19 protein-coding genes are annotated in these 19,413 nt (G+C 72.9%); 10 read left to right on the top strand and 9 right to left on the bottom strand.

Annotated elements, in window-relative coordinates; genetic code table 11:
• Positions 1 to 8: 8 nt before the first annotated feature.
• On the bottom strand, positions 9 to 821 hold the full coding sequence (locus DAI17_RS18060) for a DUF1028 domain-containing protein (protein ID WP_107774606.1): 813 nt from the start codon (positions 819 to 821) through the stop codon (positions 9 to 11).
• A gap of 55 nt (positions 822 to 876) precedes the next feature.
• Here DAI17_RS18060 and DAI17_RS18055 point away from each other — a divergent pair, with 55 nt between their 5' ends.
• Both DAI17_RS18055 and DAI17_RS18050 read left to right on the top strand, forming a co-directional pair.
• On the top strand, positions 877 to 1,689 hold the full coding sequence (locus DAI17_RS18055) for an HAD-IIA family hydrolase (protein ID WP_199905194.1): 813 nt from the start codon (positions 877 to 879) through the stop codon (positions 1,687 to 1,689).
• Positions 1,690 to 1,734: 45 nt separating this feature from the next.
• Complete coding sequence (locus DAI17_RS18050) at positions 1,735 to 2,763, top strand: 6-phosphofructokinase (protein ID WP_107774605.1); 1,029 nt, start codon at positions 1,735 to 1,737, stop codon at positions 2,761 to 2,763.
• 15 nt (positions 2,764 to 2,778) lie between these two features.
• Here the strand turns inward: DAI17_RS18050 and DAI17_RS18045 are convergent, their stop codons facing one another.
• Positions 2,779 to 3,786 (bottom strand): hypothetical protein, encoded by a 1,008-nt coding sequence (locus DAI17_RS18045; protein ID WP_107774604.1) that lies wholly within the window; start codon positions 3,784 to 3,786, stop codon positions 2,779 to 2,781.
• Between the two features lie 125 nt (positions 3,787 to 3,911).
• On the opposite strand from DAI17_RS18045, the gene DAI17_RS18040 reads away from it, so the two are divergent.
• The 3 genes from DAI17_RS18040 (at position 3,912) to DAI17_RS18030 (ending at position 7,868) form a co-directional block, all read left to right on the top strand.
• Positions 3,912 to 5,366 carry an APC family permease gene (locus DAI17_RS18040; protein WP_107774603.1) on the top strand — a complete coding sequence of 485 codons (1,455 nt, stop codon included), beginning with the start codon at positions 3,912 to 3,914 and terminating at the stop codon, positions 5,364 to 5,366.
• An 89-nt stretch (positions 5,367 to 5,455) separates the two neighbouring features.
• Complete coding sequence (locus tag DAI17_RS18035) at positions 5,456 to 6,799, top strand: class II 3-deoxy-7-phosphoheptulonate synthase (protein WP_107774602.1); 1,344 nt, start codon at positions 5,456 to 5,458, stop codon at positions 6,797 to 6,799.
• A gap of 58 nt (positions 6,800 to 6,857) precedes the next feature.
• A complete protein-coding gene (locus DAI17_RS18030) occupies positions 6,858 to 7,868 on the top strand; it encodes a threonine aldolase family protein (RefSeq protein WP_107774601.1) in 1,011 nt (336 codons plus the stop codon).
• Here the strand turns inward: DAI17_RS18030 and DAI17_RS18025 are convergent.
• Positions 7,801 to 8,331 (bottom strand): GNAT family N-acetyltransferase, encoded by a 531-nt coding sequence (locus DAI17_RS18025; RefSeq protein ID WP_107774600.1) that lies wholly within the window; start codon positions 8,329 to 8,331, stop codon positions 7,801 to 7,803. The two genes, DAI17_RS18030 and DAI17_RS18025, sit on opposite strands and share 68 nt — an antisense overlap.
• A 122-nt stretch (positions 8,332 to 8,453) precedes the next feature.
• Between DAI17_RS18025 and DAI17_RS18020 the strand changes: the two genes are divergently transcribed.
• Both DAI17_RS18020 and DAI17_RS18015 read left to right on the top strand, forming a co-directional pair.
• Entirely contained in the window at positions 8,454 to 9,350 is an 897-nt protein-coding gene (locus DAI17_RS18020) for an ABC transporter ATP-binding protein (RefSeq protein WP_199905193.1), read from the top strand.
• The gene (locus DAI17_RS18015) at positions 9,347 to 10,171 is read left to right on the top strand and encodes an ABC-2 transporter permease (RefSeq protein WP_107774598.1); all 825 of its coding nucleotides are present in this window, start codon (positions 9,347 to 9,349) and stop codon (positions 10,169 to 10,171) included. The genes DAI17_RS18020 and DAI17_RS18015 overlap by 4 nt, the downstream gene beginning before the upstream one ends.
• Before the next feature lie 70 nt (positions 10,172 to 10,241).
• Here DAI17_RS18015 and DAI17_RS18010 read toward each other — a convergent pair whose 3' ends face one another.
• The 5 genes from DAI17_RS18010 to DAI17_RS17990 form a co-directional block, all read right to left on the bottom strand.
• The gene (locus DAI17_RS18010; protein WP_159081624.1) at positions 10,242 to 11,030 is read right to left on the bottom strand and encodes a zinc ribbon domain-containing protein; all 789 of its coding nucleotides are present in this window, start codon (positions 11,028 to 11,030) and stop codon (positions 10,242 to 10,244) included.
• Between the two features lie 30 nt (positions 11,031 to 11,060).
• Positions 11,061 to 11,951 (bottom strand): DMT family transporter, encoded by an 891-nt coding sequence (locus DAI17_RS18005; protein ID WP_234412585.1) that lies wholly within the window; start codon positions 11,949 to 11,951, stop codon positions 11,061 to 11,063.
• A complete protein-coding gene (locus DAI17_RS18000) occupies positions 11,948 to 12,835 on the bottom strand; it encodes a deoxyribonuclease IV (protein WP_199905192.1) in 888 nt (295 codons plus the stop codon). The genes DAI17_RS18005 and DAI17_RS18000 overlap by 4 nt, the downstream gene beginning before the upstream one ends.
• Positions 12,836 to 12,852: 17 nt before the next feature.
• A complete protein-coding gene (pknB, locus tag DAI17_RS17995; protein WP_234412584.1) occupies positions 12,853 to 14,913 on the bottom strand; it encodes a Stk1 family PASTA domain-containing Ser/Thr kinase in 2,061 nt (686 codons plus the stop codon).
• A gap of 123 nt (positions 14,914 to 15,036) precedes the next feature.
• Entirely contained in the window at positions 15,037 to 15,792 is a 756-nt protein-coding gene (locus tag DAI17_RS17990) for a transglycosylase SLT domain-containing protein (protein WP_107774595.1), read from the bottom strand.
• Between the two features lie 182 nt (positions 15,793 to 15,974).
• Between DAI17_RS17990 and DAI17_RS17985 the strand changes: the two genes are divergently transcribed.
• Positions 15,975 to 16,346 carry an Rv2175c family DNA-binding protein gene (locus tag DAI17_RS17985; protein WP_234412583.1) on the top strand — a complete coding sequence of 124 codons (372 nt, stop codon included), beginning with the start codon at positions 15,975 to 15,977 and terminating at the stop codon, positions 16,344 to 16,346.
• A 20-nt stretch (positions 16,347 to 16,366) separates the two neighbouring features.
• On the top strand, positions 16,367 to 17,308 hold the full coding sequence (locus DAI17_RS21370) for a ribonuclease domain-containing protein (protein ID WP_199905191.1): 942 nt from the start codon (positions 16,367 to 16,369) through the stop codon (positions 17,306 to 17,308).
• A 7-nt stretch (positions 17,309 to 17,315) separates the two neighbouring features.
• Here DAI17_RS21370 and DAI17_RS17970 read toward each other — a convergent pair whose 3' ends face one another.
• Positions 17,316 to 18,395 carry a polyprenyl synthetase family protein gene (locus DAI17_RS17970; protein ID WP_234412582.1) on the bottom strand — a complete coding sequence of 360 codons (1,080 nt, stop codon included), beginning with the start codon at positions 18,393 to 18,395 and terminating at the stop codon, positions 17,316 to 17,318.
• A 116-nt stretch (positions 18,396 to 18,511) separates the two neighbouring features.
• Here DAI17_RS17970 and metF point away from each other — a divergent pair, with 116 nt between their 5' ends.
• Complete coding sequence (gene metF, locus DAI17_RS17965) at positions 18,512 to 19,402, top strand: methylenetetrahydrofolate reductase [NAD(P)H] (protein ID WP_107774593.1); 891 nt, start codon at positions 18,512 to 18,514, stop codon at positions 19,400 to 19,402.
• The last annotated feature ends 11 nt before the right edge of the window (positions 19,403 to 19,413 follow it).

Here is a 19,413-nt window from a genome sequence, read left to right as displayed (position 1 = left end):
CCCGGACCTCAGGAGTCGCGCAGGATCGCCAGCACGCGCCGGTCGATCCACGACCCGTCGTCGGCGACCCGCATCTCGTAGTTCTCGCTGCCGACCCACGAGCGCAGGTCGGGGTGGCCCTGCTGCTGCACCAGTCGCGCGACCTCCTCCTCGAGCTCGGGGGTCATGGCGACCTTCTCGTCCTCGGTCGACGCCGTCAGGTAGAGGTCGTTGAGGTCGAGCAGCCGGGCCAGCTCCTCGACGGGAGCCTGGTGGTCGTCGACCCGTAGGTCGACGGCGACGTCGTCGCCCGCGCCGTACCCCGCGTCCTCACGGACCACGAGGAGCGCCGCTGCCTGCCGCCCGCGCTTGTCCCCGCCGGCCTCGTCGCCGGCCCGCAAGGCGTCGAGGAGCCGCCGCTCGAGGGGCTGCCCGGCCGACCCCTGCCAGGACAGCTCCATCGCCTCGACGACCTCGGGACCGGTGAGGATGTTGCCCTGGATGGCGTAGCCGGGACCCGACACGCCACCGGCCCAGTCGAAGCACTCCCTCCCGGTGTAGGTGGCGGAGCCACCCTCCGAGTCGACGATGCCCGCCTGGCGGTGCTCGCGCTTGTCGTCCTCCTCGACCAGCCGCGTCATGGCGACCTCGGCGGTGGCGCCGTCGTCGAGGTGGGCGAGCGCGAGGAACTTCCACGCCACGTTGGCCTCGGCCTGGGTCGCGATGGCGCCCACCCGGGCGACCGCGGCGGGGACGGCCGAGCCGACCGCGAGGAACTTGGAGGCGACGGCCACGCCCCACGACTCGCCGTCGTCGGAGCGGGCCACGATCGAGAAGGTCATGGGCCCGACCCTAGTGGGGCGACGGAGCGCGACGACCGGACGACACAATGGCGCCATGACGACCCACGCGCCGATCGAGGACCGCCCCGTCGAGACCTGGCTGACCGACATGGACGGCGTCCTGGTCCACGAGGAGCACGCGATCCCCGGCGCCGCCGACTTCGTGGACGCGCTCAAGGCCTCGGGACGCCGCTTCCTGGTGCTCACCAACAACTCGATCTTCACCCCGCGCGACCTGCGCGCCCGGCTGCTCGGCAGCGGGATCGACGTCCCCGAGGACGCGATCTGGACCTCCGCCCTGGCCACCGCGCAGTTCCTCGCCGACCAGCGACCGGAGGGTACGGCGTACGTCGTGGGGGAGGCGGGCCTGACGACCGCGATGCACGACATCGGCTACGTGATGACCGACCGGGACCCCGACTACGTGGTGCTGGGGGAGACCCGTACCTACTCGTTCGAGGCGATCACCCGGGCGATCCGCCTCATCGAGGCCGGCGCCCGCTTCATCGCCACCAACCCCGACGTCAGCGGACCCAGCCAGCAGGGCACGCTGCCGGCGACGGGGTCGGTCGCGGCCCTGATCAGCACGGCGACGGGGCGGGCGCCCTACTACGTCGGCAAGCCCAACCCGCTGATGATGCGCAACGCGCTCAACCGCATCGACGCCCACTCCGAGACCACGGTGATGGTGGGCGACCGGATGGACACCGACATCGTGTCGGGGCTCGAGGCCGGCCTGCGCACCATCCTGGTCACGACCGGGTCGACCCGACCGGACCAGGTCGAGACGTTCCCCTACCGGCCCAGCCAGGTGGTGGACTCGGTCGCCGACCTCGTCGCGATGGTGGCGCCGCCCACCGTGGAGTGACTACGCTCACTGCGTCTTTGATCGATCCAACCTGAGGAGACCACCATGCGCGTCGGAGTGCTCACCGGAGGTGGGGACTGCCCCGGCCTCAACGCCGTCATCCGGGCCGTCGTCCGCAAGGGCGTGCGCGGCCACGGGTTCGAGTTCGTGGGCTACCGCGACGGGTGGAAGGGGCCGCTCGAGGGCCTGACGATGGAGCTCGGGATCGAGCAGTGCCGCGGCATCCTGCCCCGTGGCGGCACGATCCTCGGCTCGAGCCGGACCAATCCGTTCAAGGTCGACGGCGGCGTCGAGCAGATCAAGGCCAACCTCGAGCGCGACGGGGTCGACGCGCTGGTGGCGATCGGCGGCGAGGACACCCTCGGGGTCGCCACCAAGCTCGCCGATCTCGGCGTGGACGTGGTGGGCGTGCCCAAGACGATCGACAACGACCTCTCCGGCACCGACTTCACGTTCGGCTTCGACACCGCGGTCAACATCGCCACCGAGGCCATCGACCGGCTGCACACCACCGCCGAGTCGCACCACCGGGTGCTCGTGGTCGAGGTGATGGGCCGTCACGCCGGCTGGATCGCCCTGCACTCCGGCATCGCCGGAGGCGCGAGCATGGTCCTCATCCCGGAGCAGCCCTTCGACATCGAGGACGTGTGCGCGCGGGTCACGACCCGCTTCGAGAGCAGGTACGCCCCGATCATCGTCGTCTCCGAGGGCGCGGTCCCGCTTGAGGGCGGTGACATGACGTTGGTGAGCGGCGAGAAGGACGCGTTCGGCCACGTGCGCCTGGGCGGCATCGGCGACCGGCTCGCCGGGGAGATCGAGCAGCGCACCGGCGCGGAGGCCCGCGCCGTCGTCCTCGGCCACATCCAGCGCGGTGGCACCCCGACCGCCTTCGACCGGTGGTTGGCCACCCGGTTCGGCCTCCAGGCCATCGACGCCGTCGCCGACGGCGACTTCGGCACGATGATGGCGCTCAAGGGCACCCGGATCGAGCGGCTGCCGCTCATCGAGGGCACCGGCGAGCTCAAGCTGGTCAGCGACGAGGAGTACGCCGAGGCGCAGGTCTTTTTCGGCTGAGGAGGCGAGGGACGTTCACCGGCGGGCGTCGAGCAGGGCTCGGGCTGCCAGGTAGTTCCGGTCAGACCTCAACGACCGCCGCTCCGCGTCGATGTGACGCACGAGCGCGGCGGCGGAGTCGAGGTACCCCCACTCTGCACACAGGCGCGCGTGCAGCGCCCGTTCCGCCGGGGGATCGATCCCTCCGGGATCGGCGGTCGCCCACGCTGCGAGCGCGGCACGGTCGCGGGTGGCTGCCAGCCAGGGCAGCGCAACGCCCTCGACGTACGCCGCCACCTGCCCGTCCACGGGCTCGACCCATTCCTGGAGCCACGACGTGCAGTCTCCGGGGGCGATGCTCTCCGGCCGCGCCGGCCGCCGGGAGCCGGGGTGGGCGGCCTCGGGGACGTACACCCCGACGATGACGTGGACCAGCCGGTTCATCTGCCTGCCGTCGGCCGAGACTCCGAGCCCGGGCAGGATCGCGGCGCTCTGCGCGAACCCGTCGCCTCCGGCCCGGGCGAAGTAGCGTCGCTGGCGGGCGTCGCCGTCGCGGCGCACGAAACCGGCGGCGACGAGCAGCGGTGCCGCGACGTCGGCCAGCGCATCCACCCGCTCGTCGGTGATCTCGTCCGCGTCGGGGACCGGTGGGCGTGGACGGAGGTTGGCCTCGACCACGGCGCGCACCACGGCCGCCCGCACGTCCTCCAGCGCCAGTCGGCTGCGGACGTGGAACACCTCCCGGTCCTCGTGCATCACCTTGTCTATCCCGGGCTGGTCGGCGAGGACGGAGCCGAGTCCCGAGTCGAAGGGATCGACGTAGGCGTGGACCTCGTCGAACAACCCCACGACGGTGTCGAACCCGTCGACGTCGGAGCGGTCCTCGACCTCGATGTAGTCGGGCAGCTCAGCCAGCACGGGTTCGACGTCCTCGTACCGACGGTGCAGGCGCACGCCTGCGAGGTCGCGCACGGCGTCGGCGACGGGATCGGGCGAGGACGGCGGACGGCGCGCCGTGCGAGGCGGTCTGCGGAACAGTCCCATGGCGGGACCGTAGGTGCTCGGCGGCGGCGCTGTCCTCGGATCAGTCGGCCCGGCGGTGCTTGCACTCACCCCCACGCGAGTCCAGAGTGAGGGAGACCCAACACGACTCCGAGGGGAACGTGGCCATGAGCAGCCGCACCGCCGAGCCCGACGTCAACGGACCACAGCCCGAGCTCAAGCGGGTGATGGGCCCGAAGCTGCTGCTGCTGTTCATCATCGGTGACATCCTCGGCGCGGGCGTCTACGCCGTGACCGGCCAGATGGCCGGCATCGTCGGCGGTGTCGTCTGGCTGCCGTTCCTCGTGGCCTTCATCGTGGCGACGCTGACCGCGCTGTCCTACCTCGAGCTGGTCACCAAGTACCCCCAGGCCGCCGGGGCTGCGCTCTACACGCACAAGGCGTTCGGCATCCACTTCGTGACGTTCCTGGTGGCGTTCGCGGTGATCTGCTCGGGCATCACGAGCGCGTCCACGTCTGCCAACGTGCTGGCCCAGAACCTCACCGGCGGCTTCGTCGCCAACGGCTGGATGGACGAGCTGCCCAGCACGGGCGTGGTCACGGCGATCGCCATGGCCTTCATGGTGCTCCTCGCCCTGATCAACCTGCGCGGCGTGGGCGAGTCGGTGAAGTTCAACGTGGTCCTCACCCTGGTCGAGATGACCGCGCTGTCGATCGTCATCCTGATCGGCTTCTACGCGATGGCCCAGGGCGAGGGCGACATCAGCCAGGTCACGACCTTCGAGGGCGCCGACGACAAGGGCCTGTTCCTGGCGGTCACGGCCGCCACGTCGGTCGCGTTCTTCGCCATGGTCGGGTTCGAGGACTCGGTCAACATGGTCGAGGAGGTGCAGGAGCCGCAGCGGATCTTCCCACGCACCATGCTCACCGGCCTCGGCGTCGCGGTCATCATCTACATGCTCGTCGCCGTGGCCGTGGTCACCGTCCTGACGCCGGACGAGCTCGCCGAGATCAACGAGGCCGAGGGCCGCGCGCTCCTGGAGGTCGTGGCCAAGGGCGCGCCCGACCTGCCGATGGACAAGATCTTCCCGTTCCTGGCGGTCTTCGCGGTCGCCAACACCGCCCTGATCAACATGCTGATGGCGAGCCGCCTGCTCTACGGCCTGGCCCGCCAGGACGTCCTCCCGCGGTCGCTGGGCAAGGTGTCACCCAACAGCCGCGCGCCGTACGTCGGGATCATGTTCTCCACGCTGCTGGCCCTGGGCCTCATCTGGTACGTCGCCACGCAGTCGGACTCCTCGATCGTCGGGTCCCTCTCCGGGACGACGTCGCTGCTGCTGCTCGCCGTCTTCGCGGTGGTCAACGTCGCCTGCCTGCTGCTGCGTCGGGACACCACCACGGAGGGCTTCTTCCGCTCGCCCGGCATCACGCCGGCGGTGGCGGGGGCACTGTGCATCTTCCTGATCGTCCCGCAGATCTCCGACCGCGACATCCTCGAGTACCAGATCGCCCTCGCCCTCATCGGGATCGGCGTCGTGCTGTGGGCGATCACCTGGATGACCAACCGGGGTGTCCGCGCGAAGCGGACCGGCTTCCGCGACATCGAGCACATGGAGGAGTAGGTCCGCTGACGCTCCGGCCTTTCGTGGCCGGCGGCCCGCCCACCGGTCACGAGTCGGTCGACGGCACCCTGCCGCCGTACCCTTGACGGGTGAGCACCATCCCCACCCTCGAGCAGCTCCACGCCCTCGGCGCTGCCCAGCAGCCCACCTACCCCGACCACGCGGCCGTCGACAAGGCCGTCGAGCGCCTGCGGACCGCTCCGCCGCTCGTCTTTGCGGGGGAGTGCGACGAGCTCAAGGACAAGATCGCCGCCGTCAGCCGCGGCGAGGCGTTCCTGCTCGCGGGCGGTGACTGCGCCGAGACCTTCGACGGCGTCACCGCCGACAACGTCCGCAACAAGCTGCGGGTGCTGCTGCAGATGGCCGTCGTGCTGACCTACGCCGCGTCGGTCCCGGTCGTGAAGCTCGGTCGGCTGGCGGGTCAGTACGCCAAGCCCCGCTCGAGCGACATGGAGACGCGGGACGGGATCACCCTCCCGGCCTACCGCGGCGACGCCGTCAACGGCTTCGAGTTCACGCCCGAGTCGCGCATCCCCGACCCGCAGCGGCTCGTCGAGGTCTACAACGCCTCGGCGGCCACGCTCAACCTCGTCCGCGCCTTCGTCACCGGCGGCTACGCCGACCTGCGCCAGGTGCACACCTGGAACAACGACTTCGTCCGCGAGTCGCCCTACGCCCAGCGCTACGAGGTGATGGCGAGCGAGATCGAGCGGGCGCTGACCTTCATGAAGGCGATCGGCGCCGACCCCGACGAGTTCCACCGCGTCGACTTCCACTCCAGCCACGAGGCGCTGCTGCTGGAGTACGAGCACGCGATGACCCGCATCGACTCGCGCACCGAGAAGCCCTACAACGTGTCGGGCCACATGGTCTGGATCGGCGAGCGCACCCGCCAGCTCGACGGCGCCCACGTGGAGTACTTCCGCCACATCCGCAATCCCATCGGCGTCAAGCTCGGCCCGACCGCGACCGCCGACGAGGCGCTCGCGCTGGCCGCCCGCCTCAACCCGCAGAACGAGCCCGGCCGGCTCACCTTCATCACCCGGTTCGGCGCGGGCCGGATCCGCGACGGCCTGCCGCCGCTGGTGGAGAAGGTCACCGCCGAGGGCGTCCAGGTCGCCTGGGTGAGCGACCCGATGCACGGCAACACCTTCGAGGCGTCGACCGGCTACAAGACCCGTCGCTTCGACGACGTGCTCGACGAGATCCAGGGCTTCTTCGACGTCCACCGGGCGCTGGGCACCGTGCCCGGCGGCATGATGGTGGAGATGACCGGCGACGACGTCACCGAGATCGTCGGCGGGGGCGAGGAGATCGACGAGCACGGGCTCGCGCACCGCTACGAGTCGGTCGTCGACCCGCGCCTCAACCGGGTCCAGTCCCTCGAGCTGGCGTTCCTCGTCGCCGAGATGCTGCGGGCCCGCACGGCCTGAGCGCCTCGTCGTACACCGCTCGCCGCCGCGGCACAGCGGGTCGTGATGGGATGAGCGCGTGATCGACCTGCGCTCCGACACCCTGACCCGGCCGACCGAGGCGATGCGCGCCGCGATGGCGAGCGCCGAGGTGGGTGACGACGTCTACGCCGAGGACCCGACGGTCAACGCGCTCGAGGACCGGGTCGCGGAGCTCTTCGGCCACGAGGCGGCGCTGTTCACCCCGACCGGGTCACTGGCCAACGTGCTCGCGGTGCGCAGCCTGGTCGGCGCCGGGCAGGAGGTGCTGTGCGAGTCCAGCGCTCACATCGCCCGCGCCGAGCTCGGCGCGCACGGTGCGATCACCGGCCTGACGATGCGCACCTGGACCCACCCGCGAGGCCAGGTCGACCTCGCCGCGATCGAGCACCTCTTCGCTCCCGACATGGGTCCGTTCTTCGTCGCCACCGCGGCCGTCTCGGTCGAGTGCACCCACAACTTCGCCGGCGGAGCCGTGCTGCCGATCGATGACCTGACGAGCCTCCGCGCGTGGGCGGACGGGGTCGGCACCCGCCTCCACATGGACGGCGCCCGCATCTGGAACGCCCACGTCGCCACCGGCACGCCGCTGACGGAGTACGGCGCGATCGCCGACGTGATGGCCGTCTGCCTGTCCAAGGGGCTCGGCGCTCCCGTCGGCTCGCTCATGATCGGCGGCCGCGACGCGATCGCCGAGGCCCGCGTGTGGCGCAAGCGCCTCGGGGGCGGGATGCGGCAGGTCGGCATCCTGGCGGCGGCCGGGCTGCACGCCCTCGACCACCACGTCGAGCGGCTGGCCGAGGACCACGAGCACGCCCGGCTGCTCGCCGAGGCCTGCGGGGTGGATCCCGACACCGTCGACACCAACATCGTCGTCGTCGAGCGCGACGACGCCGGGCGCTTCGTCGCCGCGGCCGCCGAGGAGGGCGTGCGGGTCGCCCCGGTCGGGCCCCGCGCCGTACGCCTCGTCACCCACCTCGACGTCAGCGCCGAGGACGCGCGCCGGGCGGCGGCGGTGCTCCGCCGGGTCGCCGCCACTCCAGCCGGGTGATCTCCTCGCCCTCGTGCAGGGTCGACCGGTCGCCGGTGTCGAGGAACCCGCTCGAGTCGTAGAGCCGCAGCGCCCGGCGGTTGGTGGTGCGCGTCCACACGCTCAGCCGCGTCCACGCCGTGCCGGCGGGCGGTGACTGCAGGGCGCGCAGCAGCCGGCCGCCGATGCCGCTGCCCCAGTAGCCCGGCGAGACGAACACCATCGCCACGTGCCCGCAGGCGGGATCGACGACCCCGCCCTCGGCGTACGGCTCCGCGAGGGCCATCCCGGCCGGCTTCTCGCCGTACGTCGCCAGCAGGGCCACGTCGCCGTCGCGGACCCTGGCCTCGATGCTCGCCTCGACCCGCGCGCGACGTCCGGGTGTCGGGGGCCGGCCGCCGGCGGCACGCGCCGCCGCCCACACGTCGACCGCTGCCGCGAGCTGGCCGGGCTCGGTGATGGCGGTGATCACGGTGCGGGGCACGCTGCCAGCGTAGGAGCCGCATCCTCGGGGGCGACCCCGAGGAGCCCTCAGGGTGGGGCCGTGGTCGTTCCCAGCGTTGTCCCCGATGTGCGGGGCCCGCCCGCCGGGAGAGCGTGGGGCCCATGATCACAGTCGAGTCACTCACCCGGAAGTACGGCGGCTTCACGGCCGTCGACGACGTCACCTTCACCGCCCGGCCCGGCCGGGTCACCGGCTTCCTCGGCCCCAACGGCGCCGGCAAGTCCACCACGATGCGGATCATGGTCGGCCTCACCCCGGCCACGTCCGGCACCGCCCTCATCGACGGCGCCCGCTTCGTCGACCTGACCAACCCCGGCCACGAGGTCGGCGTGCTCCTCGACGCCTCGGCGCAGCACGCCGGCCGCACCGGTCGCGAGATCCTCACCATCGCCCAGCGGACCATGGGCCTGCCCAAGGGCCGGGTCGAGGAGATGCTGGACCTGGTCAGCCTCACGCCGCAGGAGGCGGGCCGCCGGGTCCGCAACTACTCCCTGGGCATGCGGCAGCGCCTCGGCATCGCGGCCGCCCTCATCGGCGACCCGCGGGTCCTCATCCTCGACGAGCCCGCCAACGGGCTCGACCCCGCCGGGATCCGCTGGATGCGTGACCTGCTGCGCGACTTCGCCCGCCGCGGCGGCACGGTGCTGCTCTCCTCGCACCTGTTGCACGAGATCGAGGTGATCGCCGACGACATCGTGGTCATCGGCCAGGGGCGGATCGTCGCGCAGGGCACCAAGGCCGAGCTGCTCGCCGGAGCGGGCACGCTCGTCCGCACCCCCGACGCGGAGGTGCTCGGCCGGGCGCTGGCCGCGCAGGGCGTCTCGTGCAGCGCCGTCGACGGCGGCCTGCGCACCGACGCCACCCCCGACCTGGTCGGCCGCGTCGCCCTCGGCGCGGGCGTCCCCCTCACCGAGCTGAGGTCCGGCGACGGCGCCGGCCTGGAGGACATGTTCCTCGAGCTCACCGCCGACACCCAGCGAGAAGGAGCAGCGGCATGACCGCCACCACCGTCCAGCCCCGCACGACCAGCACCCCCACCACGGCCGTGCCGCGCGAGCGCCGGTCCGTCCCCCCGATCGGGCTGGGCCGGGTCGTGTCGGTCGAGCTGCGCAAGATGTTCGACACCCGGGCGGGGTTCTGGATGCTGATGAGCATCGCGATCCTGTCCGTCCTCGCGACCGGGGCGGCCATCTTGTGGGCTCCCGACGCCGACATCGACTTCGAGCTCTTCGCCAGCGCGATCGGGGTGCCGATGTCGGTGGTCCTGCCGATGATCGCGATCCTCTCGGTCACCGGTGAGTACTCGCAGCGCACCGGCCTCACGACGTACACGATGGTGCCGCGTCGCGGTCGCACCATCGCGGCCAAGGCCATCGCCGCGGTCCTGGTCGGCGTGGCCTCGATGTTCGTGGCCCTCGGCATCGGCGCCCTGGGCAACCTGCTCGGCTCGAGCATCGTGGGCGTGCCCACCGACTGGAACATCTCGGTCACCGAGTTCTCCCAGATCGTGCTGGCGCAGGTGCTCGGCATGACGATCGGCTTCATGCTGGGCGTGCTGCTGCGCAGCTCGGCGGCGGCGATCGTGGCCTACTTCGTCTACTCGCTGGTCCTGCCCGGCCTGCTGATGCTGCTCGCCGGCGTCCAGTCGTGGTTCGCCGACCTCCAGCCGTGGGTGGACTTCAACCTGGCCTCCTCGCGGCTCTACGACCAGACGATGACGGGGGAGTACTGGGCACAGCTCGGCACCAGCGGCCTCGTGTGGCTGGTCGCGCCGCTCGCCGTGGGCCTCGCCCTGGTGATGCGGTCCGAGGTCAAGTGAGGCGAGCCGCGGATTGATCCAGGCGTACGCCGCGACGGCCGGGCCCCACGGGGCCCGGCCGTTGGCGTGCTCAGGCCCGGGTGCCGGTGAGCAGGACCTCGCTGATCGCCGTGTAGTCGCGGCCCAGGGGGCCCGTGCCCGGGGCGGTGACGCCGAGGATCCGCAGCTGCACGGTCCGGGTCGTGACCGGGTCCACCCGGAGGACCTGCATGCGACGCACCTCCCGCAGGTCCTGGGCGACGGTGGTGCCGTCGTCGAAGACCCACTCGACGGACGTGACCCGTCGGTTGAGGGGGTACCAGTCGACGAGCGTGGTCCCATTGGGGACGCGCTTGGCGTAGCCGTTGACCAGCCCGACGCGGGACAGCGTGGTGGGCCGTCGCAGGGCGAAGGTGATGGTGCTGCCGGAGCCGTCCCCGCCGACCCGCCAGCAGGTCTCGGGCGTCCCGTCGACCAGCTGCGAGGCGGCGTAGCCGACGAGGGTGCCGTCGAGGTCGGTGGTCGCCTCGGCGGCCGCGGGAGCCTCGACCCGCGCGGTGGGCGCGACGTTGACCGGCCTGCGCTCCTGGGCGCGCTCGGGAGCCGAGGAGGCGCGGCCCGTGGCCCGGCCCCCGGTGGTGCCGGGGTCGTCGTCGCGGCCCAGCCAGGCCAGCAGCGCGGCCACCAGGAGCAGGGCCAGGGTGGCACCGACCACCGGCAGCAGCCACGTCGGCCGGTCGTCGGCCTGCGTGGGCAGGGGCGCGTCGTCGAGGCGGGGCAGCACCTCGGACTCGGGGACGGGCTCGCCGATCGGGTGCCCGCAGTTGGTGCAGAAGCGGCCCACTCCGAGCTCGTGACCGCACCGTGCACAGGTGCTCATGGGCGAGATGGTAGGCCACCTCGGCGAGCGTCACACGGCGATGTGGGAGACCTCGGCCTCGACCTTGCGGCGCGGGACCAGCTCGACGACGAGCATGGCGGTGAGCACCATCAGCCCGCCCACGAGCAGCCGGACGGTGACGCCCTCGCCCCCGAGCCACACGGCGAAGGACGCGGCGAAGACCGGCTCCATGCTCATGATGATCGCCGTCCGGGTGGGCGGGAGGTGCGCCTGCGCCCAGGTCTGGCCGAGCATCGCGAGCGCCCCGGCGACGAGCGCCATGTAGACGATCGAGAGCCAGTCGCGGCCGGTCGAGGGGAGCACGATCCCGTCGGGGACGGTCGCCACGAAGCACACGACGGTGATGACGATGATCTGGAGGATCGACATGCCCACGGCGTCCCGCGGGGTCGACCACGCGCCCAGCCCGACGATGTGCAGGGCGTAGAGCACCGCGGAGACGAGCGTGATCGCCTCGCCGTACCCGAGGCTGAACCCGCTCAGCGTCAGCACGCCCAGCCCGACGGTCGCCAGCGCCACGGCCGCCCACGTGACGGCGGTGATGCGTGTGCGCAGGATCAGCGCGGCGAGCACCGGCGTGAGGACGACGTACATCCCGGTGATGAAGCCGCTCACGCTCGCCGGGGTGTGCGCGAGCCCGGCCGTCTGGAGGATCTGCGCGACGCCGTACAGCAGGCCGAGGACGATCGCGTGGCGTCGGACCGCCGGCGAGAGGCGGGCGACCGCCCGCGGCGCGACCAGCAGCATCGCGGCGCTGGCGATCGCGAACCGGACCGCCAGGAAGTCCAGGGTCGGCACCCGGTCGAGCAGGTCCTTGATGAGGAAGAACGTCGACCCCCACGCCGCCGTCATCGCGAGCAGCGCCAAGGTCGCGAGCAGTGACGTACGCCGCTCGGTCACGCCGCCGCCTCCGCCCGCAGCCGCCGCAGGATCTCGCGGTCCGGGTTGCCGACGTCGCGCGAGCCCGGGGTCTCCAGGATGAACGGCACGCCCTCGGTGGCCGGGTGGGCGAACAGCTCGCGGAACGCGTCGACGCCGATGTGGCCCTCGCCGATCCGCTCGTGGCGGTCCTTGAAGGCCCCGCGCACGTCCATCGAGTCGTTGGCGTGGACGAGCCGCAGCCGGCCCGGCCCGCCGATCTCCACGACCCGGTCGACCGTCGCGGTCGCGCCGCCGGGCTCGTCGAGCGGGGCCCCGGCGGCGAACACGTGGCATGTGTCGAGGCAGATGCCCGCCCGCGGGTGCAGGTCCAGGGCCGCGAGGTAGGGCTCGAGGTCGTCCACGCCGGCGCACAGCGACTGGCCCTGTCCGGCGGTCGGCTCCAGGAGCAGCCACGGGGCGGCGTCGTCCCCGAGGGCCTCCAGCACCGGCAGCAGCCCCTCGCGGACCCGGCGCAGCGCGGCCTCGCGCTGGTCGTGCGAGCCGGTCGGGTCGACGTACGAGCCGGTGTGCACGACGACCCCCTCGGCACCGATCTCGGCGGCGCGGCGCAGGTTGTGGGCGACGGTCGCCACCGAGCGGTCCCAGGTCAGCGGGGTGGGGGAGCCGGGGTTGACGAGGTACGGCGCGTGAATGAACGCGCGCAGGCCGCGGCGGGCGCACTCCTCCCGGAAGCGCTCGTCCTCGGCCGGCTTCCCCGGGGTCAGCGCCCACCCGCGCGGGTTGCCGGTGAAGACCTGGAGGGCCTCGTAGCCCACCTCGGCGACGCTCGCCAGCGCGCCCGCGACCAGCCCCTTGCCGACGGTGACGTGCGTGCCGATCGGGTTGCGGAGCTCGGGTGTCACCCGAGGAGGGTAGGGGGTCAGACCAGGTAGAGCGTGATCGTCGAACCCTTGGGCGCCATCGACCCGGCGGAGGGGTCGGAGCTGGCGACGAAGCCGAGACCGAGGTAGAGGTCGGCCCGCTCCTCGACGACCTCGAAGCCGAGTGCCTCCAGCTGCTCGGTGGCGGCCTCGACCCCCATGCTCTTGACCTCGGGCACCTCGACCAGCTCGGGTCCCTTCGAGACGACGAGCTGCACGGTGTCGCCCTTGTAGAGCGGACCGGCGGTGGGGTCCTGCGAGATCACGTCGCCCTCGGCGACGGTGTCGCTGTGCTCCTCGCCGGTCACCTCGACGACCAGCTCGCGCCTCTCCAGCGCGGTCGTCGCCTCACCGGCGTCCTCGCCGGTCCAGTCGCGGATCTCGATGGGGCGGCGCCCCTTGCTGAGCACCAGGTCGACCGGTGCGTCGGGCTTGAGCACCTCGCCGGGCTTCGGGACGGTCCTCATGACCTGGCCGGCCGGCACCTTCTCGGAGAACTTCTCGACGCTCTCGCCGAACGCCAGGTTGCCCTGCTCGAGGGCGTCCTGGGCCTGGTCCTCGGTCATGCCCTTGAGGGCCGGCACCTCGTAGCGCTCGGGGCCCAGCGACATGATCAGGGTGACGGTCCCACCGTCGAGGACGCGGTCACCCGGCTCGGGCTCGGTGCCCAGCACCAGGCCGGCCGCGACGGTCTCGGAGAAGCGCGGGTCGCCCTCCTCCGCGTCCAGCCCGGCCTCGCCGAGCTGGGCCGCGGCAGTCGCCTGGTCGACCCCGAGGACGCCGGGCGTGACCGTCCAGCGCTCCCAGCCGAACCACCAGGCGCCTCCGCCCAGCCCGGCCACGAGCAGCACGGCGAGCACGAGTGCGAGGGGACCGCGGACCGAGCGCCGGCGCGGCGTGGTGACCACCGGGGCCGGGGTCGAGGGCCGGCGGACCGCGGGTGGACCGGCGGGGGGCTCCGTCCGTACGGCGGTGCGGTCGAAGGCGGTGGTGTGGTGGGCGGCGTCCACGATCCCCGCCCGCGGGTCGCCCGGCGGGGGCTGCAGGCGCGCGCTCAGGGTGGCCATCTCGACGGCGTCGAAGGGCTCGGGGGTGGTGTCCTCGGACTCCTCCTCGTCGGGGACGTGCGGATCCACCAGGGCCACGGGCAGCAGGTCGGCGGCGAGCTCGGGGTCGTCGGCCACGCCCTCGCGCAGCGCCTGGGTGACCCGGTGGACCTGGTGCAGCAGCACCCCCGCGTCGGCGGGGCGCTGGGTCCGGTCGCGGCTGGTGGCGCGCGCGACCAGGGCGTCGACGTACGCCGGGAGGCCGGGCTGGAGCGCGGAGGGTGCGGGCACGTCCTCGTGGACGTGGCGGTAGGCGACCTGGATGGGGCTCTCGCCCTCGTGCGGCTTGCGCCCGGTGAGCAGCTCGTAGAGGACGACGCCGGCGGCGTAGACGTCGGCGCGGGCGTCGGCCCGGCCGTCCACGACCAGCTCGGGGGCCAGGTAGGACACCGTGCCGATGAGGACGCCGCCGGTGGCGGTGTGCTGGGTGTCGGCGCTGACCGCCTTGGCCAGCCCGAAGTCGGCGACCTTGATGGCGCCGCCGTGCGCCTCGTCGCCGATCAGGACGTTCTCCGGCTTGACGTCGCGGTGGATCAGCCCGGCGCGGTGCGCGGCGGCCAGGGCCGAGACGACCGGCTCGAGGAGGTCCAGCGCGCGCAGCGGCGACATCGGCGACTCCTTGCGGATCACGTCGCGCAGCGTGTGCCCGGGGACGTACTCCATCGCCAGGAACACGGTGCCGTCGTCGTCGCCCTGGTCGTAGACGGCCACCACGTGGGGGTGGTTGAGCCGCGCCGCGGCCCGGGCCTCGCGCACGAAGCGCTGGGCGAAGTCGTCATCGTCCCCCAGACCGGGGTGCATCACCTTGACCGCGACGGTGCGGTCGAGCCGGATGTCGGTGGCCTCGTGGACGCTGGCCATCCCCCCGCGGGCGATGCGCCCGCCGACGCGGTAGCGGCCGTCGAGCAGGCGTCCGACCAGTGCGTCGGCAGCGCTCGGCCTCTCGGGTGGCACCACAGCTCGACCTCCATCGCCGGACGGGGAAGGATCCGGTGGCCCCCATCGTACGAATCGTCCGGGCGTGCCGCGGTCCCGCGGCCCGCCCCGGCGTGGCGTCCTGCCGCGCCCGTACGCCCCTCAGGCCGGCGGGCGCCCGTCCTCGAGGCGCTCCTTGATGGCCAGCACGTTCGCCACGTAGGCCTTGGTCTCCCCGTAGAGCCCGTGCTCCTGCAGCGCGCCGAGGCCCTGGTAGTAGGCCCCCACCTGGTGCCGCCGCTTGCGGGTGTTGTCGTCCAGCACGCCGAGCAGCAGGACCCCGGCAGTGGCGTTGTCCTTGAGGTTCCTCAGCCGCAGGTCCCGGCCGGCGTAGTGCTCCATCCAGCGGCCGGTGCCGGGGAGCACCTGCATCGCCCCGATGGCGCCGGCGCTGGAGACGTGGTGCATCTGCCAGCCCGACTCCTGCCAGGCGATGGCCAGCGCGAGCTGCGGGTCCACGTCGCGGTGGTTGGCCGCGCGGGTGATCGTGCGTCGTACGCGGTCGCGGGAGGGCGTGCCGGGGGAGGGGGACGTGGAGGCGCCCCCCTTGTCCTTGTCCCCGTCCTTGTCCCGGTCCTCGTCCCGCGCCTTGGTGACGACCGGGATCTCGATCCGGTCTCCGACCCTCAGACCGCCGTCGGCGCCGAGGTGGTTGTGGGAGACGATCTCGGCCGTCCAGGCGTGGAAGCGCACGGCGAGGCCGGTGACGGTGTCGCCGGACCGGACGGTGTAGTCCTTGAGGTGCCGGCCCTGGGGGAGGCGCTCGTGGTCGGCGGCCGCGGGGCTCGTCGGGGCGAGGGCGAGGCCCACCGCGAGGGCGGTCAGGGCCACGGTGGTGCCGGTCAGGGGTCGTCGCACTCGGGTCTCCTGCTCCTCGTCGCGGCGCCCGGACTCACGGGGAGGCCGAGGGGAAGGCGTCGCGGCGAGCGATCGACGGTACGCACCACGGACCGGTCCAGACCAGTCGGGCGGTTCCCCGGCGTGTCGCCGCGGGGGGAGCGAGTCGGCTCGCGGAAGCCGCGCGTGGAAAACTGCGTCCCATGAGCGACGTACCCCTGTCCGAGGTCGACCTCGACGCCCTCGTCCCCGCCTGGCTGGACTGGGACGAGACCGCCGAGGCCCTCGGCGTCACACCGGCCAAGGTGCGCACGATGATCAAGGACCACGAGCTGGCTGCGGCGGTCCCGCGACCCGGGGGCGGCCCGAAGGTGCCGGCGGACTTCATCCAGGACGGGCTCGTGGTCAAGGGCCTCCCCGGCCTGCTGACCGTGCTGCACGACAACGAGTTCACCGACCGCGAGTGCATCGCCTGGATCTTCACCGACGACAACCTCCCCGGCCGTCCGATCGACGCGCTCCGCGAGAACCGCGGGTCCGAGGTCAAGCGTCGGGCGCAGGTCCTGGGGTTCTGACTCGGCTAGCCTGACCGGCCATGGGGACGCGGCAGCGCAGCATCGTCGGTCTGGTGGTGGCTCTGGTGACCGCCGCGCTCGTGTGGTGGACCCAGGGCGACGGCAGCACGCCCGCCCCCGCCCCCTCGGCCCAGGACTCCCCGACGGCGTCGCCGAGCGCCCGGCCCAGCGCCTCCCCGACGCACGACTACACCCAGACCAACACCCCGACCACGGAGCCGAGCCAGCAGCCGACGGGCACCGACCCGGGCAGCGGACTGCCCCTCGTCGCGCTGGCGCAGCTGCCGCCCGAGGCTGCCGACACGGTGGACCTGATCGACGCCGACGGCCCGTTCCCCGAGGACGAGGACGGGGGCACGTTCGAGAACCGCGAAGAGCTGCTCCCCGACGAGCCGCGCGGCTACTACGCTGAGTACACCGTCCCCACGCCCGGGTCCGACGACCGCGGTGCACGGCGCATCGTGGCCGGCGACGAGGGCGAGCTCTACTGGACCGGGGACCACTTACCGGTCCTTCGAGAGGATCATCCGATGAGCGGACTCGCGGCACTGCTGGCCGGCCGGGTCGAGCCCGGCACCTACCTGTGGCACGGCGCGTTCGACGTCGAGGACGTGCGGCACGCCGTCGAGCACGCCGGCTGGGGCTTCGGCCACGTCGACGGCTGGGTCGAGGGGGGCAAGGCCGACTTCCTCGCCGCGGTGGGGGAGGCGCTGGGCTTCCCCGACTGGTACGGCCAGAACTTCGACGCCCTCGCCGACTGCCTGCACGACATCGGCTCCGGCGTCGACGGCGTGGTGCTCCTCTGGGACGGTTGGGCGACGCTCGCCCGCGCCGACGAGAAGTCGTTCAGCATCGCCCTCAGCGTCTTCGGGTCGCGCGTCGCGGCCGACAAGGGCGTGCCGTTCGCCGTGCTGCTGCGCGGCGAGGGTCCCGAGGTGCCCGGCCTGCCCAGCCTGGACTGACCCCGGGTCAGACGGTGCGCTGGGTGGCGGCCGCGGCCAGCTCGCGGAGCACGCCGCGGGCGGCGTCGTCCACCGTCGGGGTCTCCAGCGCGGCCACCGCGCGCTCGGCCAGCGCCTCGATGACCTCCTCGACCTGCGCGTGCGCCCCGGACCGGTCGATGATGTCGCGGAGCGCCCCGACCTCGGCCTCGTCGAGCGGACTGCCGAGCGCGTCGTCGAGCCGCCGCGCCGCCTCCCGGTCGGTGCCGTCCAGGGCCAGGGCCACGAGCACCGTCCGCTTGCCCTCGACCAGGTCGTCGCCGGCCGGCTTCCCGGTCGTCGCCGGGTCGCCGTACACCCCGAGCAGGTCGTCGCGCAGCTGGAACGCCTCGCCCAGCGGCAGGCCGAAGCGCGTCAGCTCGGCGAGCTGCTCGGGCGTCGCGCCGGCCAGGGCGGCCCCGACGTGCAGCGGCCGCTCGATCGAGTACTTGGCCGACTTGTAGCGCAGCACGGTCATCGCGGTGTCGACGTCCGCGTGGCCGCGCGCCTGCACCGACACGTCGAGGAACTGCCCGGCGATCACCTCCGTGCGGCACAGGTCGAAGACCTCCAGGGCCGGTACGACGGAGGCGACCGGCAGTCCGCACCGGCGCAGCAGCTCCTCGGACCAGCTCAGCAGGAGGTCACCCAGCAGGATGGCCGCCGAGGCGCCGTACTGGTCGGGACGCCCGCGCCAGCCGGCGGCCGCGTGCTCGTCCCCGAAGGCCCGGTGCGTGGCGGGACGGCCGCGCCGGGTGTCGGAGGCGTCCATGTAGTCGTCGTGCACCAGGGCGCTGGCGTGCAGCAGCTCGAGGGCGGCGCAGGCGCGGTGCAGGGCCTCCTCGTCGGGCACGTCGGGCCGGATCGCGCGGTAGCCCCAGTAGCAGAAGGCGGCCCGGAAGCGCTTGCCGCCGGCGACGCTGGTGCGTGCCTCCGCGACCAGACGGGCGGCGTCGGGACCGAGTGGAGCGAGGCGAGCGGCCTGCTCGTCCAGGAAGGAGTCGAGCACCGTCTGGATCCGCTGTCGGAAGTCGGCAGGGTCCCACTGCATGCTCTCCGGGCTGGTCACTCCGGGAGCCTAACCAGTGGCCGGGCGCGGTCCGGAACCCGCTGTCTACCCAGCCTTGGGGGCAGATCGGTGGACAGGTGCGGTGGTCGGTGTGCTCCGTCCCTAGGGTTGACCCCATGATCCAGGGACGTGGACGCAGCATGCGCGAACGCATCGAGGGCGGCGAGCGATCGTTCTCCTTCGAGTTCTTCCCGCCCAAGGACGCCGAGGGCGAGGAGCAGCTCTGGCGGGCCATCACCGAGCTCGAGCCCTACCGGCCGACCTTCGTCTCGGTGACCTACGGCGCGGGCGGCAGCTCGCGCGACACGACGGTCCGCATCACCGGGCGCATCGCCCGCGAGACCTCGCTCGTGCCGGTCGGCCACCTGACCTGCGTGGGTCACACGCGCGCCGAGCTCGAATCGATCCTCGACAGCTATGCCGAGGCCGGCGTCGGCCACGTGCTGGCGCTGCGGGGTGACCCGGAGGACGGGCCGCGGGCCGACTGGGTGCCGACCGAGGGCGGCCTGACCTACGCCAGCGAGCTCGTCGAGCTGGCCAGCCGCCGGGGCGACTTCTCGGTCGCGGTGGCCGCCTTCTCCCTGGGCCATCCGTCCGCGGAGTCGCTGGAGCACGACGCCCGGGTGCTGCTGGCCAAGCAGCGGGCCGGCGCCGAGTTCGCCATCACCGACATGGTGTTCTCGCCGGACGACTACGCGGGGCTGCTCGAGCGCTCGAGCGCGGTCGGCGTCGACATCCCGCTGCTGCCGGGCATCATGCCGATCCTCAACCTCCGACAGGTCTCCCGCATGGCCGAGCTGTCGGGACACCCGGTGCCCGACGCCGTGCGCGCGCGGCTCGCGCCCTACGAGCACGACCCGGCCGCGCTCCGTGCCGAGGGCATCGCGATGGCCGCGGAGCTCTGCGAGGCGCTGCTCGACGAAGGCGCCCCGGGCCTGCACTTCTACACCCTCAACCGGTCGCGGGCGACGCGCGAGATCTTCTCCGCGCTGCGCATCACGGTCTGAGGGCGCCCGTC

The sequence above is a fragment of the Nocardioides sediminis genome (genome assembly GCF_003047295.1).
Taxonomy (GTDB): Bacteria; Actinomycetota; Actinomycetes; order Propionibacteriales; family Nocardioidaceae; genus Nocardioides; species Nocardioides sediminis.
This window is presented reverse-complemented; position numbering and strand designations above follow the sequence as displayed.

Excerpts from the sequence above, each read along its gene's own strand:
- DAI17_RS18050 (WP_107774605.1), top strand. The coding sequence starts at position 1,735 with ATGCGCGTCGGAGTGCTCACCGGAGGTGGGGACTGCCCCGGCCTCAAC.
- DAI17_RS21370 (WP_199905191.1), top strand. The coding sequence starts at position 16,367 with ATGGGGACGCGGCAGCGCAGCATCGTCGGTCTGGTGGTGGCTCTGGTG.
- DAI17_RS18040 (WP_107774603.1), top strand. The coding sequence starts at position 3,912 with ATGAGCAGCCGCACCGCCGAGCCCGACGTCAACGGACCACAGCCCGAG.
- DAI17_RS18015 (WP_107774598.1), top strand. The coding sequence starts at position 9,347 with ATGACCGCCACCACCGTCCAGCCCCGCACGACCAGCACCCCCACCACG.
- metF (WP_107774593.1), top strand. The coding sequence starts at position 18,512 with ATGATCCAGGGACGTGGACGCAGCATGCGCGAACGCATCGAGGGCGGC.
- DAI17_RS18060 (WP_107774606.1), bottom strand. The coding sequence starts at position 821 with ATGACCTTCTCGATCGTGGCCCGCTCCGACGACGGCGAGTCGTGGGGC.
- DAI17_RS17985 (WP_234412583.1), top strand. The coding sequence starts at position 15,975 with ATGAGCGACGTACCCCTGTCCGAGGTCGACCTCGACGCCCTCGTCCCC.
- DAI17_RS18055 (WP_199905194.1), top strand. The coding sequence starts at position 877 with ATGACGACCCACGCGCCGATCGAGGACCGCCCCGTCGAGACCTGGCTG.
- DAI17_RS18045 (WP_107774604.1), bottom strand. The coding sequence starts at position 3,786 with ATGGGACTGTTCCGCAGACCGCCTCGCACGGCGCGCCGTCCGCCGTCC.
- DAI17_RS18020 (WP_199905193.1), top strand. The coding sequence starts at position 8,454 with ATGATCACAGTCGAGTCACTCACCCGGAAGTACGGCGGCTTCACGGCC.
- DAI17_RS18010 (WP_159081624.1), bottom strand. The coding sequence starts at position 11,030 with ATGAGCACCTGTGCACGGTGCGGTCACGAGCTCGGAGTGGGCCGCTTC.